19 protein-coding genes are annotated in these 16,842 nt (G+C 34.9%); 16 read left to right on the top strand and 3 right to left on the bottom strand.

Annotation, left to right across the window (positions count from 1 at the left end; translation table 11 throughout):
- Positions 1-40: 40 nt before the first annotated feature.
- Positions 41-2,149: an RNA degradosome polyphosphate kinase gene (locus J4P91_RS04315; RefSeq protein ID WP_207993058.1), complete on the top strand. Its 2,109-nt coding sequence runs from the start codon at positions 41-43 to the stop codon at positions 2,147-2,149.
- Positions 2,150-2,601: 452 nt separating this feature from the next.
- Here the strand turns inward: J4P91_RS04315 and J4P91_RS04310 are convergent, their stop codons facing one another.
- The gene (locus J4P91_RS04310; RefSeq protein ID WP_017151101.1) at positions 2,602-2,835 is read right to left on the bottom strand and encodes a hypothetical protein; all 234 of its coding nucleotides are present in this window, start codon (positions 2,833-2,835) and stop codon (positions 2,602-2,604) included.
- A gap of 99 nt (positions 2,836-2,934) precedes the next feature.
- Positions 2,935-3,792, bottom strand: coding sequence for a metallophosphoesterase (locus J4P91_RS04305; protein WP_207993057.1), 858 nt, complete (start codon positions 3,790-3,792; stop codon positions 2,935-2,937).
- Positions 3,793-4,088: 296 nt separating this feature from the next.
- Between J4P91_RS04305 and fadH the strand changes: the two genes are divergently transcribed.
- From fadH to J4P91_RS04290, 3 genes are all read left to right on the top strand, one after another.
- Positions 4,089-4,853, top strand: coding sequence for a 2,4-dienoyl-CoA reductase (gene fadH / locus J4P91_RS04300; RefSeq protein ID WP_017151103.1), 765 nt, complete (start codon positions 4,089-4,091; stop codon positions 4,851-4,853).
- A gap of 266 nt (positions 4,854-5,119) precedes the next feature.
- A complete protein-coding gene (locus J4P91_RS04295; protein ID WP_017151104.1) occupies positions 5,120-6,337 on the top strand; it encodes an EAL domain-containing protein in 1,218 nt (405 codons plus the stop codon).
- Between the two features lie 181 nt (positions 6,338-6,518).
- Complete coding sequence (locus J4P91_RS04290; protein WP_017151105.1) at positions 6,519-7,019, top strand: DUF3993 domain-containing protein; 501 nt, start codon at positions 6,519-6,521, stop codon at positions 7,017-7,019.
- A 12-nt stretch (positions 7,020-7,031) separates the two neighbouring features.
- On the opposite strand, the gene J4P91_RS04285 is transcribed toward J4P91_RS04290, so the two are convergent.
- Entirely contained in the window at positions 7,032-7,274 is a 243-nt protein-coding gene (locus J4P91_RS04285; protein WP_017151106.1) for a glutaredoxin family protein, read from the bottom strand.
- A 233-nt stretch (positions 7,275-7,507) separates the two neighbouring features.
- On the opposite strand from J4P91_RS04285, the gene J4P91_RS04280 reads away from it, so the two are divergent.
- From J4P91_RS04280 to J4P91_RS04225, 12 genes are all read left to right on the top strand, one after another.
- Positions 7,508-7,744 (top strand): YkuJ family protein, encoded by a 237-nt coding sequence (locus tag J4P91_RS04280; protein WP_000055151.1) that lies wholly within the window; start codon positions 7,508-7,510, stop codon positions 7,742-7,744.
- A 261-nt stretch (positions 7,745-8,005) separates the two neighbouring features.
- Positions 8,006-8,155, top strand: coding sequence for a hypothetical protein (locus J4P91_RS04275; protein WP_042511459.1), 150 nt, complete (start codon positions 8,006-8,008; stop codon positions 8,153-8,155).
- A gap of 74 nt (positions 8,156-8,229) precedes the next feature.
- Complete coding sequence (locus J4P91_RS04270; RefSeq protein ID WP_017151107.1) at positions 8,230-8,748, top strand: ribonuclease H-like YkuK family protein; 519 nt, start codon at positions 8,230-8,232, stop codon at positions 8,746-8,748.
- Positions 8,749-8,831: 83 nt separating this feature from the next.
- The gene (gene abbA / locus J4P91_RS04265) at positions 8,832-9,023 is read left to right on the top strand and encodes an antirepressor AbbA (protein WP_207993056.1); all 192 of its coding nucleotides are present in this window, start codon (positions 8,832-8,834) and stop codon (positions 9,021-9,023) included.
- Between the two features lie 250 nt (positions 9,024-9,273).
- The gene (gene cbpB, locus J4P91_RS04260) at positions 9,274-9,717 is read left to right on the top strand and encodes a cyclic-di-AMP-binding protein CbpB (RefSeq protein WP_017151109.1); all 444 of its coding nucleotides are present in this window, start codon (positions 9,274-9,276) and stop codon (positions 9,715-9,717) included.
- Positions 9,718-10,079: 362 nt separating this feature from the next.
- Complete coding sequence (locus tag J4P91_RS04255) at positions 10,080-10,937, top strand: transcriptional regulator CcpC (RefSeq protein ID WP_017151110.1); 858 nt, start codon at positions 10,080-10,082, stop codon at positions 10,935-10,937.
- A 71-nt stretch (positions 10,938-11,008) separates the two neighbouring features.
- Entirely contained in the window at positions 11,009-11,731 is a 723-nt protein-coding gene (gene dapD, locus J4P91_RS04250; protein WP_017151111.1) for a 2,3,4,5-tetrahydropyridine-2,6-dicarboxylate N-acetyltransferase, read from the top strand.
- 58 nt (positions 11,732-11,789) lie between these two features.
- A complete protein-coding gene (locus tag J4P91_RS04245; RefSeq protein ID WP_207993055.1) occupies positions 11,790-12,920 on the top strand; it encodes an N-acetyldiaminopimelate deacetylase in 1,131 nt (376 codons plus the stop codon).
- 200 nt (positions 12,921-13,120) lie between these two features.
- Positions 13,121-13,669, top strand: a complete 549-nt coding sequence (locus J4P91_RS04240) for a peroxiredoxin (protein ID WP_003199933.1) — start codon at positions 13,121-13,123, stop codon at positions 13,667-13,669.
- A 74-nt stretch (positions 13,670-13,743) separates the two neighbouring features.
- Positions 13,744-14,202, top strand: a complete 459-nt coding sequence (locus J4P91_RS04235) for a TlpA disulfide reductase family protein (protein ID WP_207993054.1) — start codon at positions 13,744-13,746, stop codon at positions 14,200-14,202.
- Positions 14,203-14,606: 404 nt separating this feature from the next.
- The gene (locus J4P91_RS04230) at positions 14,607-15,473 is read left to right on the top strand and encodes a cytochrome c oxidase assembly protein (RefSeq protein WP_017151114.1); all 867 of its coding nucleotides are present in this window, start codon (positions 14,607-14,609) and stop codon (positions 15,471-15,473) included.
- A gap of 87 nt (positions 15,474-15,560) precedes the next feature.
- Positions 15,561-16,226 (top strand): potassium channel family protein, encoded by a 666-nt coding sequence (locus J4P91_RS04225; RefSeq protein WP_017151115.1) that lies wholly within the window; start codon positions 15,561-15,563, stop codon positions 16,224-16,226.
- The last annotated feature ends 616 nt before the right edge of the window (positions 16,227-16,842 follow it).

Raw genomic sequence — 16,842 nt, 5'->3', positions numbered from 1 at the left:
AATTATATTGAAAAAGTTTCAAAGGGAAGTGTGAAGGGAAATGGAATTGATGAAGGAGAATCCTGTGAATTTAAATGATACTGCTTACTATAATAACCGCGAGTTAAGTTGGCTTGCTTTTAATGAACGTGTGTTACAAGAGGCGCAAGATCAAAGTAATCCACTTTTAGAAAGATTAAAGTTTATTAGTATTTTTAGTTCGAATTTGGATGAGTTTTTTATGGTGCGTGTTGCGGGATTAAAAGATCAAGTAAAAGCGGGCTTTAATCAACCAGAAAATAAAGCTGGCTTAACACCGAAACAGCAGCTAAATAAAATTGCTACGAAAGCTCATGAATTGATGACGGTTCAGTATAATACGTTTAAAAATACTGTGTTGCCAGCGCTTGAAATGGAAGGTATCGAGCCGTTAACATTTCAAGATTTAACGAAAGAACAACGTGAATTTATTGAAGAATATTTTGATGAGCAAATTTTCCCAGTTTTAACACCTGTAGCAATCGATGCATATCGTCCGTTTCCAATGCTTCTAAATAAAAGTTTAAACTTAGCTACGATTTTATATGATGAAAAACAGGTAGAGGAAGAGAACAGAACAAAACTTGGTATTGTTCAAGTGCCCTCATTGCTCGAACGTTTTATTTTTTTACCAAGTGAAGACCAAAAACATAAATTTATTTTATTAGAAGATGTAATTAGTAGTTTTACTCATAAATTATTTACAGGATATAAAGTATCGTCAGTTACCCGCTTTCGTATAACGCGTAATGCGGATTTGACAATACACGAAGAGGGTGCACGTGATTTATTAAAAGTAATTGAAAAAGAGTTGAAAAAACGTAAATGGGGAGCGGCTGTTCGTTTAGAAATTGGAAAAGAGCATGTTGATGAAAGAGTTTTAGCTTTATTATATGAAGTGTTAGAAGTGCAAGATGAAGATGTATATATGATGGATGGGCCATTAGACCTAACTTGTTTATTTTCCTTATATAAAAAATTAGCGCCTTTATATGAACACCTTGTTTATCCAGCTCTTATTCCACAGCCACCTCAAGATTTAGATGATGAAGAAGATGTATTTGAGAAAGCAGTCGAGCACGATATTTTATTACATCATCCATTTGAATCTTTTCAACCTGTTGTTGATTTTGTACGTGATGCAGCGGATGATCCGAATGTGCTAGCGATTAAACAAACATTATATCGTGTAAGTGGGGATTCACCGATTATTCAGGCATTAAAGACTGCAGCTGAGAAGGGGAAACAAGTAACAGTACTTGTTGAATTAAAAGCACGTTTTGATGAGGAAAATAATGTCCATTGGGCAAAGGAACTTGAACAAGCTGGTTGCCATGTTATTTATGGTGTAAGTCATTTGAAAACACATAGTAAAATTACGCTGGTTGTAAGAAGAAAACACGGAAAAATCGAAAGATTTGTACATTTAGGAACAGGAAACTATAATGATGCGACAGCAAAATTATATACAGATTTTGGCTATATTACATCCCGGAAAGATTTTGGGGTAGATGCGACAAATTTCTTTAATTATTTGAGTGGTTATACAACAAAGCCGCATTTTCATCACTTGTCGGTAGCACCGTTTGATATACGTCATCAATTTATGGAATTAATCGATGAAGAGGTTCGTTATCATAAACAATATGGAAATGGACATATTATTGCAAAGATGAACTCGTTAACAGATAAACCGTTAATTCAAAAACTATATGAAGCATCGCAAGCTGGAGTGAAAGTAGAACTTGTTGTTAGAGGAACGTGCTGCTTGCGGCCTGGTATTAAAAACGTAAGTGAAAATATTCGTGTGATTAGCCTTGTTGGACGTTATTTAGAACATAGCCGTATTTATTATTTTCATCATAATGGGGATGAAAAAGTGTACTTATCTTCAGCCGATTGGATGACAAGGAACATGGAAAAACGGGTGGAAATTTCATTTCCAATTTTAGGGTTTGAAATGAAAGCAAGAATAAAAGCAATCTTGCAGCTTATTTTAGCGGATAACGTCAAAACACGTGAACAAAATAAAGATGGTGAATACTATTATATAATAAATAATGGTTCACAAGAGATTGATAGCCAAGTGAAATTATTTAAGATGGCTTATCAAAATACAGATGCGGAATAATGTCTATATAAATACAAATTGAAAAACCAACCTAAAACCTTTCTTTTTAGGTGTGAGAGAGCATCCAGCTATACATAGAAGCGTCAATCCTTTTCTTGCCCCATGCCAAGTTAAAATAATGAGAGAAAACGAGTACATGTCACCTTTTGATCTTCGTAGCAGCGACTTATATGTCAGCAAATCAAAATGGGTATATATATCAAATACTTAAGTTTAATAACTTGTAAGCCAAGATTATGAGAATACGACGAAAAAAGCCTTTTGCAAATAAGAGGCTTTTTTCATAGTTTTTGTTTATCCCGCTATTCGTGGGCAGTCATACTCTCACCTCAAAGTTCAGCGAAAGCAAAGAAGTTAGGTAGGAGATAAACGGCCCATAAAAGCTTGATTGGTAAGGACTGATAATCAGTAGGGCTGAAAAAAAGAACCGCTGATTAAAGTTTCACTGTATATTAATAATAATATGGCTGGCATGGACCTCCGTAACAAGGAAACTGAGTTGGCGGATATGGTGGTGGGTATGGAGGATAGTATGGTGGCCTAGGGCCAAATGCTAATGCCCCGCCAAGTAGACCGCCAGCAAGTCCTGCTAAGAATGGAACACCGAAGAATGGTAAGAAGCGTGAGTCACTTACTGGGCCAATGGGTCCTGAACGAACTAGATAGGGCTGAGGATATGGGTACACGTAAAAACCTCCTTTATTGGACTCATTGTTATCATATGGTGAAAAAGCATGGATGAGCGAGTACAAGAAAGGATATATAAGAAAATAGGCAATTATAGGTTACAAGTGCTGAAGGGTAAATACTGTAATTTCAGGCCTGGACAAAAAACGAAATGGAACACGTGTCCTTCCAAGACCGCGATTTACATAAAGAAGTAATTCTTGAATATGATAAAATCCCTCAATGTAATGCTTTGCTAGTGCTGGGGTAACGATTGCTCCTAAAAAGGGAAGTTGTACTTGTCCACCATGACTATGTCCAGAAAGCTGGAGGTTCACTGGAAAGTTAGCAATTTTAGGTGCTATATCAGGCTCATGTACGAGTACAATCGTATATAGCTCTTTCTGCACATGTTGTAATGTTACGTCGATTTCTGGTTTGCCAAGAAGCATGTCATCGATTCCAAAAATAGAAATCTCGCTATTATCTAATAAGCGAATACGTTTTTCGGTATTTTGTAATACTTCAAAACCCGCATCACTCATAATTTGACTATAGTATTCGGTTCCATACCCACCATGATCATGATTTCCGTAGATTGCAAATTTACCAAAGGATGCACGGATGTTTCGTAAAATTGAAGAAACAAAAGGAATTTCGCTATATGTTTGGTAGTCATCGATTAAATCACCAGTAAACAGAACAATATCGGGTGCAGTCTTATTTATTTTTGAAACGATTGTAGAAAGGTGTTGGAGAGAAAAATAGTATCCTAAATGTAAATCACTAAATTGAACAATTTTCATACCGTGAAAGCTTGGTGGAATGAGTGAAGAACGAAGTGTATGATGTGTCAAAGAAAGCCAGTACGGTTCAATATACTTTGCATAGTAATAACCGATACTAGCCGTAATACAGGTGTAGAAACAAGAGCGTATTCCGTTTTTTATAAAGTTTCTTCTTGTTATTTGTTTCATAGGAATATGAGTGGGCCTATATAATGAAAAAGGCAGCATAAGGATTATATGAATATGGTGTAGGCCGCAACAGCTCTCCTTTCCTTTTAGTTCTTCTTAAAGAATTATATTTGAGTTGGTTTACCTTGTTATACGGTAAAAGTGCAATCTAGTAGAATAGTCTAGAGTCAAGAGCATGATTATTGTGAAAAGAGTGATTGTATATAAAGATATCAGAAAACTTTAAAAATATAAAGATTTCTATTAAATAAAGTGGTAAAATGAATGTGCATTCATTTTTTTGGGAGGGGATATATTTGAAAGAAAAAGTAGTTATTATAACAGGTGGTTCAAGTGGAATGGGAAAAGGGATGGCAGCTCGTTTTGCGAAGGAAGGAGCACGCGTTGTTATTACGGGGCGTACGCAAGAAAAACTTGAAGAAACAAAAAAAGAGATTGAACAATTTTCAGGGCAAGTATTGACAGTACAAATGGATGTTCGAAATATTGAGGATATAAGTCGTATGATTGAATATATTGATGAAAAATTTGGGCGTATTGATATTTTAATTAATAATGCAGCAGGGAATTTTATTTGTCCTGCAGAAGATTTATCTGTTAATGGTTGGAATGCAGTTATTAATATTGTATTAAATGGAACGTTTTATTGTAGTCAAGCAGTAGGTAAGTATTGGATTGAGAAAGGGATAAAAGGAAATATCATTAATATGGTAGCGACGTATGCATGGGATGCAGGACCTGGTGTCATTCATTCTGCAGCTGCGAAAGCTGGTGTTTTGGCAATGACGAAAACACTTGCTGTTGAGTGGGGACGTAAATATGGCATTCGCGTTAATGCAATTGCTCCTGGACCAATCGAACGAACAGGCGGTGCGGATAAATTATGGATTTCAGAAGAGATGGCCAAGCGTACATTACAAAGTGTCCCGCTCGGCAGGCTTGGTACACCAGAAGAAATTGCGGGCTTAGCTTTTTATTTATGTTCCGATGAAGCTGCATATATAAATGGAACATGTATGACCATGGATGGTGGACAGCATTTGCATCAGTATCCGTTTTAAAAGGGATTATATAAAGTGAAACGTGGGGGTTACTGCCCGTTAATGTGAGGTAAAATGTGACGGATTTGTGACATATGAAAGAAAAGTGTTTACAATGGGTTTTTTATAAGGTATATTTAAGACCTCTTTTTTCTTCATAGTAGAATTGCTAATTCCCCTTAGCATTTTACCCCTCTAATCCCTTCAGGAAAACTGAAGGGATTTTTTATTATTTTTCTATACATACCGTGTTATAATTTTTTGAAAAGTAAAGGGAGGGAAACATTTTGGTAGATGCATTAGATGTGATGAGTAATTTGGATAAAGTCCTTCCTTATTATCAAGCTATTTTTAGTGCTGATGAGCATACAGTAATTGGATATGAGGTAGTAGGACGTATCCAAACGGAAGAAGGGATACAAAGTCTTTCTTCTTTTTTTCATGATGATTCCATTCCAGGTGAATTTCAACTAGAGGCGGATAATGTCATAGTAGAAAAAGCATTAGAACGCTACTTGGAAACAAATCAAAATTTTTTATTGTTTATACATCGTAATGCAAACATATTAATGAATGATGAAGATGAAAGCTTACTTCATTTGCTGTTAATGTATGAAAAAAAAGGATTGAATTTAGGGTGTATCGTCTTAGAAATAACAGAGCACGAGTGTAAGGAAGATATAGAACAATTTAATCATTTACTTATGTATTACCGTACATATGGTATTCAAATTTCAATTAATAAAGTAGGAACGGGTACGAGTAATCTGGAACGGATTAGTGTACTGGCACCTGACATTTTAAAGGTGGATTTAACGAATTTAAGACAAACTGCACTTTTACAATCTTATCAAGATATTTTATATTCTTTGTCATTATTAGCGAGAAGAATTGGTGCGACATTATTATATGAAGAAATTGACGCTTTTTATCAGTTGCAATATGCTTGGAAAAATGGCGGAAGGTATTATCAAGGGAATTATTTGAAAGAGTGTTTACCAGACTTTATTGAAGCCGATATTTTAAAAGAACGTCTTGGTAATGAATGTCATCAATTTATTCAGCATGAAAAGAAAAAACTACAAAAAATTTATCAATTGACGGAAACATTGCGTGATCAAGTTGGGAATGTTTTATCTAGGCAGAAAAAGAATGAAGACGTGAATGATTGGTTATTACATTTTAGTCAACATGTATCGCATTATAGTTTCCGAATCTTTATTTGTAATGAAGATGGCTTTCAGCAATCGGGAAACATTATGAAAAAAGATGGTGAATGGATTGTTATGCCAGAGTATTATATGAAAAATTGGAGCTGGCGCCCATATTTTTTAGAAAATATAATGAAAATGAGATTCGAAAATAAAGCAAGGCTCTCTGACTTATATGCAGATATAGAAACAGGAGAAATGGTACGAACATTTTCCTTTCCAATTGATGATGAACATTTTTTATTTATTGATTTGTCCTATGAATTTTTATACGAAGAAGATGTTTTATTTTAATGCACGAAGCAATTCGTGCATTTTTTTGTTTTTTTTATCATAAATTGGTAATAGTGAGAAAGACGGCAAAAATGCTGTCTATCATTGTAAAGATTTTACGAACGAAACCATCCCTTTCTTTGCATAATCATTGTTACAATGAATACTACAAAGACAAGCTCTGTTAAAGGAAGGTGAAAGAATGAGAAAATATGGAATTTGGTTTGTTCTATTTCTATGTGTTGCCTTTCTAGTTGGGTATAGTGTTACAACGGTTCTTGGTAAAGAAGAAATAAAGGTGGATCGAAAAGAAGTATTTACAACGATTCAAAAGGGATATGAGGCACAATTTTCAATTCGTGGGAAGCATTTATCGATGAGCAAAATGTATGATGCACTATCACCTTATTTTACAAATAACTTTCTTCAAGTTTTTACGGATGAAAATAGCAATGGTGATAAACAAAGTGGTGAATATTTACTTCCTACAAAAGAAGCTCCTTTTTCTTTTACTTCTCAAACGAAACTAGCATATGACGAAGAGCATAGAATTTTACATGTATATGAACGGATGAAAAATGAACAATATCAAATTATTACGTTGCAAAAAGAGGAAGGGAAATGGAAGTTAGCTGGTTATCATGAGAGTCAGCAACTTTTGACGGAAATAAAAAAATTACAAGAGTTGAAAGAACAGGAATAGGTGACGCATTGCCTATTCCTGTTCTAGGTTTAGTAACTGTTGTAATTTTTCAATTTGAAAACCAGAGACAACCTCTCCATCAATGACAACAGTTGGAGTTGAGTATGAGTTATAGTCATATAAAAGACGGTTGCGAGCAGAAGCATCCTTTTTTACATCAAATTCTTCGTATGTTACGTTATTGTGCTTTAAAAACTCTTTTACAATGGTACATGGTGGGCAATCTGGTTGTGTATAAACCTCAATTTTTTTCATCATAAATCCTCCTCTTTTTCTGCTTTTTATTATATTCTGCAGCTTTAAAAATCGCAATAAAGGAAGAGAAAGATTTTCTTTCTGCTTTTTACTTCTTTTTTCGACAAATTTTAGTTGAGTTTCTTGCCAAGAAGCTTTATCCTAGAGTGTGGAACATTTTTTCTGTTATGACGGATAGAATGAGTATAGCTGTAAAACCTATTGGTAGGAAGATTAGAGAAAGGGGAGATTTCATGTCTCTACTCCAAGGAATTTTAACTCGACTTGTTAGTCTACAAGAACAAGCTGAAAGCGGTGAAGTAGCACAACGCTATTTTGAAGTGAACGGTGAACGTAAATGTAGCGTGAAATTTTTTGATAAAAGTGAAATGTATGAGTTAGAAGTGTATCAACAAGGCGAAAAGCCACAAGTATATCAATTCGATAACATTGATATGGTTGCAATCGAGATTTACGATATTATTTCTTGATACATACGAAAAAGGTACCGTGAGAAGCGGTACCTTTTTTTGTGATCTTAATAATAACTTTATTCTTCATTAACGGGTAGTAAGAGTATAAGGAAGTGAAGAAGATATATGGGTGATAACTGTCTATAAAAGCCCGATTGGTGAAGACTAATAATGAGTGGGGATGAAGAAAACCCCCACTCATTAAAGTTTCACTTTATATGTATAAGATTTTTTTATTCTTCCTACACTGGTATTAAAAGTTGGAAAGGAATGTGGAATGTGGAACGATTACCAATTGTTGTTTGTCCAAAATGTCATATGTCATTTGAAATTGATCATGTACTAACGGCTCAGTCTAACCAGAATGTAATTTATACCTGTCCAGCATGTAAGTATTCCATTCGAAATATAGAAACAAGTAAAGGATAATAAAGTCATATTTTGCTCTTTTGTCCCATACAATGAGAATGCAAAAGTCTGTCTAATCGAAGGGACGTGACTATGTGGACGGTGAGTATCGATTTTATAATGTATCAGAGAGGCATATGGATTTTGAAACAGTTTTCTCACGCATCTGTAATTTTATTGAAAGGGATCCACGCAATTTATATCGACTATCTATTGGAACAGATTCACAAGCGCATCAAAAAGGTACCCGTTTTATCACGGCAGTGCACATTCATCGTGTTGGGAAAGGAGCATGGGGATGCTTGAAACATAAAGCCGTACATAAAAAACCACCTACTTTACGTGAAAAAATATATTTAGAAACACAGTTTAGCCAAGAAATCGCCTATTTGTTTACACCGGAGCATATAAGACGCATATGGGAGTTATTACACCCATATGCTCATGAAGGGGCTGGATTTGTAATGGAAATTCACTTAGACATAGGAAAGGATGGGTTAACAAAAGAATTTATTTCGGATATGACAACGAAGGTGAAGGCAATGGGTCTAACTGCAAAAATTAAACCTGATGCTTATGCAGCTTTTAGTTATGCAAATCGCTATACAAAATAAAAAAACTGAATTTTTCATCTATTAAACTAAACAAATATTTTATATAATAAATAGTAAGAAAAAAAGAATAAGGAGAGGAGTATATGCAGAAGGAAGTTATTTTAACAAAAGAAGAAAAAAGCTTGCTGTTAGATATTTTATTTCGTCAGAACTATGCTAGTGAGATCCTAGCTGTTGAGCTTACAGATATTGAAAGTGGTTTGAAAAAAACTGATATTTCCCAATATAGAAGAATTGCAAGGTTATTTAATCGATTGAAAAATGAAGGATACTAAGCGCTACCAGAAAGGTAGTCTTTTTTTTGTGTTCTATGGTAAAATGGACTGTGTATCATTATTTTTGTTGGAATATAATAAGGACAAAATAATAATATGAAAACGCTATCATAAGATGTGAATAGAACTGGGAAATAAAGTGACACTTTTAGGCGTGGATATGATTAACTTTGAACAGTAAGGTACGTATGGATTGTCTATTGGAGATCATGTTAGCAGGAAAAAAGGGAGAAAAAGTGGGGGATATAATATGATTAGTATTCCGAAAGATGAGTTTCAACAAGTTCTTGTTAAAGATTTAATGATTTCATCAGAAAAAGTTGCACATGTTCAAATCGGAAATAGCTTAGAACATGCTTTACTTGTTCTTGTAAAATCTGGATATTCTGCGATTCCGGTTTTAGATCCTATGTATAAATTGCATGGATTAATCAGTACTGCGATGATTTTGGATGGTATTTTAGGATTAGAACGCATTGAATTTGAAAAGCTTGAGGATATGAAAGTTGAACATGTAATGAAAAAGGACATTCCGAACCTTGGACTTGAAGATTCATTTGCTAAAGCGTTAGAAATGACAATTGATCATCCATTTATTTGTGCTGTAAACAATGATGGGTACTTTGAAGGGATTTTAACAAGGCGTGCTATTTTAAAATTGCTGAATAAAAAAGTAAGACAGTATAATCGATAAAGAAGGGTAAGCGACTTCGAATGAAAAGAGAAGTCGCTTTTTTATCATGCGTCTCTTTTTCATTTTATCCCGCTATTCGCGAGCAGTAAGACCCAAAACCTCAAGTTTAAGAGAGAAACGAGGAAGATAGGTGGGAAAGCTCGATTGGTGTGGGCTAATAATCAGTGGAGGATGAAGAACCCTCCGCTGATTACAGTTTCACTTTATATAGGGACCGACGTAAAAGGCATAAAAGCTTAAGTGAAATGCCAATTCATCCAAGCTTCTTGAAAATAAAAATTAAATATTGCATGTTAGAGAATTGTGCAACGTATATATTGAGGTTAGATGGTTACATGTAAGATAAGGAAAGAGGGAGAAAGTTGCAAATTGATGATTTTCAAATGATGGTTGTTTTAGCACAGGAATCCAATATGAGAAAAGCTGCAGAGCGCTTATTCGTTTCACAGCCTGCGCTCAGTCAACGCTTACAATCAATGGAAAAACAATGGGGAATGAAATTTTTTATCCGTTCTCAAAAAGGGTTGACAATTACACCAGAAGGGGAAAAAGTGGCCAATTACGCGAAAGATATGTTGCAAAGAGAAGAGGCAATTAAAAGTGAATTAGCAATTTATCGTACGGAAACATACGGAACATTAAAGATAGCTGTGGCATCTGTGATTGGCCAATATTGGTTACCACCTGTTTTAAAAAGATTTGTACAAAAATATCCATTTGTTAAAATTTCCCTATTTACAGGATGGAGTAGTGAAGTACAAAAGCATTTTTATGAAGGGGATGTCCACGTAGCGATATTAAGAGGGAAACAAGAATATAAAGGGCATAAAGAGCAATTATTTGAGGATGAGCTGTATTTAGTTGACACAGAAATTAAAGATATTTCTATGTTGAAAGATACAAACAGACCGTTTATACAATTTAAAAGCGATTCGACATACTATGGACAAATTCAGAATTGGTGGTATGGTTTATTTTCTAATCCGCCTAAACGAACGATTGTAGTTGATCAAATTGAAACATGTAAGCAACTCGTTTTAAATGGAATTGGTTATGCGCTGTTGCCTTCTACTGTTTTAAAAGAAGTAAGAGAAAAGACATATAAAACACCTGTTCAGTTGACTCGAGAAACGTGGTTGTTGACAAGTGATTCTGCAAGGCAACTGAAACAAGTACAAGCGTTTTTAGATATTATAGAAGAAATTCAAATGGAAAAATAAGATTATTGTCTTGCTAGTCGCTCTTTCGTTTGGTAGAGTAACATTATAAATGGATTTAGGAGGCAACAAGCATGAAAATGATGGATGCAAACGAAATTATTTCGTTTATTCAAAAAAGTGAGAAGAAAACTCCTGTAAAGGTATACATAAAAGGGGATTTAAAAGAAGTAATATTCCCTGAAACAGTGCAAGCATTTGTAAATAAAAAAGCTGGTGTTTTATTTGGAGAATGGTCTGAAATTAAGACGATTCTTGAAGAAAATAAAAAGCATATTGCAGATTACGTTGTTGAAAACGACCGTCGCAATTCTGCTATTCCGATGCTTGACTTAAAAGGCATTAAAGCTCGTATTGAACCAGGTGCAATTATTCGTGACCATGTTGAAATCGGTGATAATGCAGTTATTATGATGAATGCAACAATTAATATCGGTGCAGTAATCGGTGAAGGTTCAATGATCGATATGAATGCAGTGCTTGGCGGACGTGCTACAGTAGGTAAAAACTGTCACGTTGGTGCTGGTGCTGTACTTGCAGGTGTAATTGAGCCACCTTCTGCAAAACCAGTTATCGTTGAAGACGATGTTGTAATTGGTGCGAACGTAGTTGTTCTAGAAGGAGTTACAGTGGGTAAAGGTGCAGTTGTTGCAGCAGGAGCGATTGTGACAGAAGATGTACCACCATATACAGTAGTTGCAGGAACACCAGCGCGTGTTATTAAAGAAATTGATGAGAAGACAAAAGCAAAAACAGAAATTAAACAAGAACTTCGTCAATTAAACCCAGAAAAATAAAGAACGAAAGCGTAAGGGCAGATAAGCTCTTACGCTTTTTATAAATGGTGGTGGAGACATGACAGTCAGTAAATTTGTACAAATTCGTAGAGAGTTACATAAAATTCCAGAATTAGGCTTTCAAGAGTGGAAAACACAACAATATATTTTAAATTATATCGGTACCCTTCCTAGTGAATATCTTGAAGTGAAAACATGGAAAACAGGTGTTATCGTTAAAGTAAAGGGGAAAAAACCAGAAAAAACAATTGGCTATCGTGCAGATATTGATGGCCTACTAATTCCAGAGGAAACAGGATATGAATTTACTTCTGTTCACGAAGGAATGATGCATGCATGTGGTCATGATTTTCATACTACAATTGGTTTAGGGCTTCTAACAGCTGCTGTAAATGAAAGAATAGATGATGATCTTGTTTTTCTATTCCAACCAGCTGAAGAAGGTCCAGGTGGCGCTCTTCCTATGTTAGAAAGTGAAGAGTTGAAGGAATGGAAACCAGATATGATCCTTGGTCTTCATATCGCACCTGAGTATCCAGTAGGGACAATCGCAACAAAAGAAGGATTGCTATTTGCAAATACATCAGAACTATATATTGATTTAAAAGGAAAAGGTGGACATGCAGCATATCCACATACAGCAAATGATATGATTGTTGCCGCTAGTCATCTTGTTACACAGCTTCAATCAGTAATTAGCCGTAATGTCAATCCGCTTGATAGCGCTGTTATTACAATTGGTAAAATTACAGGTGGTACAGTCCAAAACATCATTGCAGAAAAGTCACGCCTAGAAGGGACAATCAGAACACTATCTGTTGAATCGATGAGCCGAGTGAAGAGCCGAATCGAAGCGATTGTCGCAGGTATCGAAGCGGCATTTCAATGTGAAGCTGTTATTGATTATGGAGCGATGTATCATCAAGTATATAATCATGAGGAGCTAACGCAGGAGTTTATGCTGTTTGCATCTGAGCAAACGAATATGAATGTTGTTACATGTACAGAGGCGATGACAGGGGAAGATTTCGGATATATGCTTCGTGATATTCCAGGATTTATGTTTTGGCTTGGGGTAGACTCAGAATATGGCTTACATCATGCAAAGTTACAACCAAAAGAAGAGGCAATAGAACAAACCATTGCGTTTTTAAATCAATATGTAAAATGGAAAGGGAACAGGGGTTAAAGCCTGTTCTTTTTTGTGGAAAATTATAATGCATTTTTTTTTGTAATTCTAACACAATACTTTATAATGGTAGATGGAGGAACAAGTTGTTAGTAAGTTATTTTATAATAATTATCAAATAAAATTGACTAAAAACTAATTCCTCTTATATAATACAAGAGTAGACAATATATGATAAAAATTTACGGAGGTTGATACATATGGCAGAACGTATGGTAGCAAAACAAGCGCCACGATTTGAAATGGACGCTGTTATGCCAAACAAAGAATTTGGTAAAGTAAGTCTTGAAGAGGTTATGAAACAGGACAAATGGACAGTACTTTTCTTCTATCCAATGGACTTCACTTTCGTATGTCCAACAGAAATCATCGCACTTTCTGATCGTTATGATGAGTTCGAAGATTTAGATGCAGAAGTAATTGGTGTATCTACTGATACAATCCACACTCACTTAGCTTGGATTAACACTGACCGTACGAAAAACGGTTTAGGTGAATTAAAATACCCTCTAGCTGCTGATACTAACCATGTAGTATCTCGTGACTACGGTGTATTACTTGAGGAAGAAGGTATCGCACTTCGTGGTCTATTCATCATTAGCCCAGAAGGCGAATTAATGTACCAAGTTGTACATCACAACAACATTGGTCGTGAAGTTGACGAAGTAATTCGTGTTCTTCAAGCTCTTCAAACTGGTGGACTTTGCCCAGCAAACTGGAAACCAGGTCAAGCAACTTTAAACGTTTAATTTTATTATGAAATATAGGAGGGTCTAACAATATTTTGTTAGACCTTTCTCTACATTTGTAAGGGGGAAAAATCATGAAATTACGTCAACCAATGCCTTCTTTAGACGGTGCAACAACAGTATTGAATGGAGAAGTAGTACGTGAGTCACTAATTGGCGAAAAGCCAACACTTATTCATTTCTGGTCTGTTAGTTGTCACTTATGTAAAGAAGCAATGCCAGATATTAATGCATTCCGTGATGAATATAAAGAGCAATTAAATGTTGTTGCAGTTCATATGCCACGTTCAGAAGAAGATTTAAACCTTGAGCAAGTGGAAGTAGTTGCAAAAGAACACGAGATATCCCAAACAATTTTAGTGGATAATCAACATAAGATTGCAGATGCATTTGAAAACCAATATGTACCAGCGTATTATGTATTTGATAAAGATGGTGTCCTTCGTCATTTCCAAGCGGGAGGAAGTGGGATGAAAATGCTAACAAAACGAGTAAATCGTGTGTTAGATGAAGCGAAAAAAGAAGCTGAATAAGATGTGAATTCTTCTACTTACATGCTAGGGTAGTTTGGAAGTAGAAGTTTTTTTGATATGCGCAAAAACCTCCTTTTATTAGGAGGTTTTTGTTTTTATCCCGCTATTCTAGGGCAGTAAGACCCCTACCTCAAGATTCAGAGAGAAAGGAGGAAGATAGGTGGGGGTCAACTGCCCGTAAAAGCCCGATTCGTTCAACTATAATCAGTGGGGGATGAAGAAAACCCCCACTGATTATAGTTTCACTTTATAAATAGCAGGGTAAATAAGAGATACGCCTCTTGTGTGCTGATTTAGAAATGAAAATTTTACTGAAGGAAATGGAACTGGATGTTTTAGTTTACTTTTTATGCGAAAAATGTGTAAAATCAATGTGATACATAGAAAAAAGGGTGGGGAATCAGGTGCAGATTGGCAGTGTAATCTTATGTTTCTTTTTATATGCATATGTTATTATTGCAGCGGTTTATTTCGGGATAAGTTTTTATGCATATCGCTTAGCAAATAAACGCGAATATGAAGAAACATATAAATGGGTGAAAGGTTATTTATCACCAGTATTAGAAATCATGAATGGATTTGTTCTTTTTTTATTTATTGGTTTAATTGCTTTTTCAACAAGCTTAGTTGGAAATAAGACAACGTTATTTGTAATTGGTGTGATTATTTTTATGCTTTTAGGCATTCGAATAGGAAATGCTGTGTTTTGGAATGAAAGGAAAATTGACGGATGGACAGGTATGTTGATTCCAAGTATGTTAGCAGCTATTGTTACGAATATAGAACATGAATATAATCAGTTGCATTTTTGGTTAATCATCGTATTAACAATTCTTTCTGTCCTGTATATAAGTACAGCATTTTTAACGTATTGCGCAAATGAAAAAGGCGATTCTAATGGACGTCAATTTTTTCGAAATCGAGCGTTAATTTGGAGTGTCCCCACAATGCTGGTCATTGGAATCATTGCACTTGTTGTAAATGGATATAACTTTGCGGGATGGCAAGTGTTTTTAGAAGCATGGTGGATTTTTATCATTTCATTTTGTGCATTTTTAGGAGCAACTCATTATTTATTTCATCAACAGCACTATAAATGGGCGCTCTTATTTGCTTTTACACAGCTTTTATTTGCCTTTTTTGGTCAAGAAACATTATTATTTGTATTTCAAACGTTTAGTTCGTTTGGAAACATTTTTGTTTTTGCTATGCTCATTTGTATTATCGCATTTTATTTGCAGCAGTATTTCTATATACAAAAGCAAAAATAAGTATAGGTTGATTGCTAGTCTTTGTGGCGAATATAACGTATACTACAATAAAAATAGATAGGACTTGATGTTATTGGAGGAATTCATGTGAGTGAGAAAGAGAAAGAATTTGCTGTCATTGGACTTGGACGTTTTGGAGGCAGTATTTGTCGTGAATTAGCTCAATTAGGTATGGAAGTAATGGCTATTGACTTAGATGAAGATAAAATTAATGAATTTGCAAATATTGCTTCGCATGCAGTGATTGCAGATTCAACAGATGAGATGGTGTTAAAAAGTCTCGGTATTCGTAATTTTGACCATGTTGTTGTTGCAATTGGAGATAATTTAAATGCAAGTATTTTAACGACTCTTATTTTAAAGGAATTAGGGGTAAAGAATATTACTGTTAAGGCTCAAAATGATTATCATGAAAAAGTGTTAACTAAAATAGGAGCAGATCATATTGTCCATCCTGAACGTGATATGGGAAAACGAATTGCAAATAATATTGCTTCAAGTAATGTATTAGATTACTTAGAGCTTTCGGATGAGCATAGTATTGTAGAAATTATTGCAAATAAGAAGATTGATGGTCACTCTTTAATTGAACTGGATATCCGTGCGAAGTTTGGATTAAACATTGTTGCAATTAAGCGAGGGAAGGAAGTTATTGTTTCTCCTCGAGCTACAGAAAATATCCAGGCGGGAGATATTTTAATTGTAATTGGTCATGATGATGAAGTAGATCGATTTAAGCATTTCTTACGATAAAAATTTTTCTCGATACAAAGAGTATGAGGACAATGTTTGTAAGCTAAGTAATTCTGATACTGTGGAGAAAAAACAAAATAAGAGTTGAATATCTTATGAACTCACAACAGGGTTAGCATATGAAGTAGCATTAAATTTAGTATAAAAAGGCTTGGTTTTAAATCAAGCCTTTTTTCAATGCTTTGATATACCTTAATGGACGAAAGCTAAAATCGTCTAGTTTATTCCGCTATTTGCGGACAGTAATACTCCCACCTCAAAATTCGGCGAAGGCAAAGAAGTTAGGTGGGAGATAAACTGCCCGTAAAAGCCCGATTGGTGAGGGCTAATAATCAGTGGGGGGGAATCCCCCCACTGATTAAAGTTTCACTTTATATAACACCGTTCACACCTACCTAATAAGAAATGCTTGGTGCATAATAATATTGCTTTATTGACAGAAATAGTTCGTTCCATAGCAATCCTCTTCACTAATGATAGAAAACCTAATTTAAGTTTTTCGACAAAAATTATATTTTTCCTGTTTTAGGTAAACTCCGCCGTTAGTTTAAGCGTGAATTTTCCTACTTAGCATATCTATTTTTATTGTAATTTCATACGCTACAAGTCAATAACC

This window comes from Bacillus sp. XF8 (assembly GCF_017498755.1).
Classification (GTDB): domain Bacteria; phylum Bacillota; class Bacilli; order Bacillales; family Bacillaceae_G; genus Bacillus_A; species Bacillus_A bingmayongensis.
This window is presented reverse-complemented; position numbering and strand designations above follow the sequence as displayed.

What these genes read in the sequence shown, in the direction of transcription:
- J4P91_RS04305 (WP_207993057.1), bottom strand. Translation starts at nt 3,792, where the DNA reads ATGAAACAAATAACAAGAAGAAACTTTATAAAAAACGGAATACGCTCT.
- J4P91_RS04235 (WP_207993054.1), top strand. Translation starts at nt 13,744, where the DNA reads ATGAAATTACGTCAACCAATGCCTTCTTTAGACGGTGCAACAACAGTA.
- abbA (WP_207993056.1), top strand. Translation starts at nt 8,832, where the DNA reads ATGCAGAAGGAAGTTATTTTAACAAAAGAAGAAAAAAGCTTGCTGTTA.
- J4P91_RS04285 (WP_017151106.1), bottom strand. Translation starts at nt 7,274, where the DNA reads ATGAAAAAAATTGAGGTTTATACACAACCAGATTGCCCACCATGTACC.
- dapD (WP_017151111.1), top strand. Translation starts at nt 11,009, where the DNA reads ATGAAAATGATGGATGCAAACGAAATTATTTCGTTTATTCAAAAAAGT.
- J4P91_RS04315 (WP_207993058.1), top strand. Translation starts at nt 41, where the DNA reads ATGGAATTGATGAAGGAGAATCCTGTGAATTTAAATGATACTGCTTAC.
- J4P91_RS04240 (WP_003199933.1), top strand. Translation starts at nt 13,121, where the DNA reads ATGGCAGAACGTATGGTAGCAAAACAAGCGCCACGATTTGAAATGGAC.
- cbpB (WP_017151109.1), top strand. Translation starts at nt 9,274, where the DNA reads ATGATTAGTATTCCGAAAGATGAGTTTCAACAAGTTCTTGTTAAAGAT.
- J4P91_RS04290 (WP_017151105.1), top strand. Translation starts at nt 6,519, where the DNA reads ATGAGAAAATATGGAATTTGGTTTGTTCTATTTCTATGTGTTGCCTTT.
- J4P91_RS04245 (WP_207993055.1), top strand. Translation starts at nt 11,790, where the DNA reads ATGACAGTCAGTAAATTTGTACAAATTCGTAGAGAGTTACATAAAATT.
- J4P91_RS04280 (WP_000055151.1), top strand. Translation starts at nt 7,508, where the DNA reads ATGTCTCTACTCCAAGGAATTTTAACTCGACTTGTTAGTCTACAAGAA.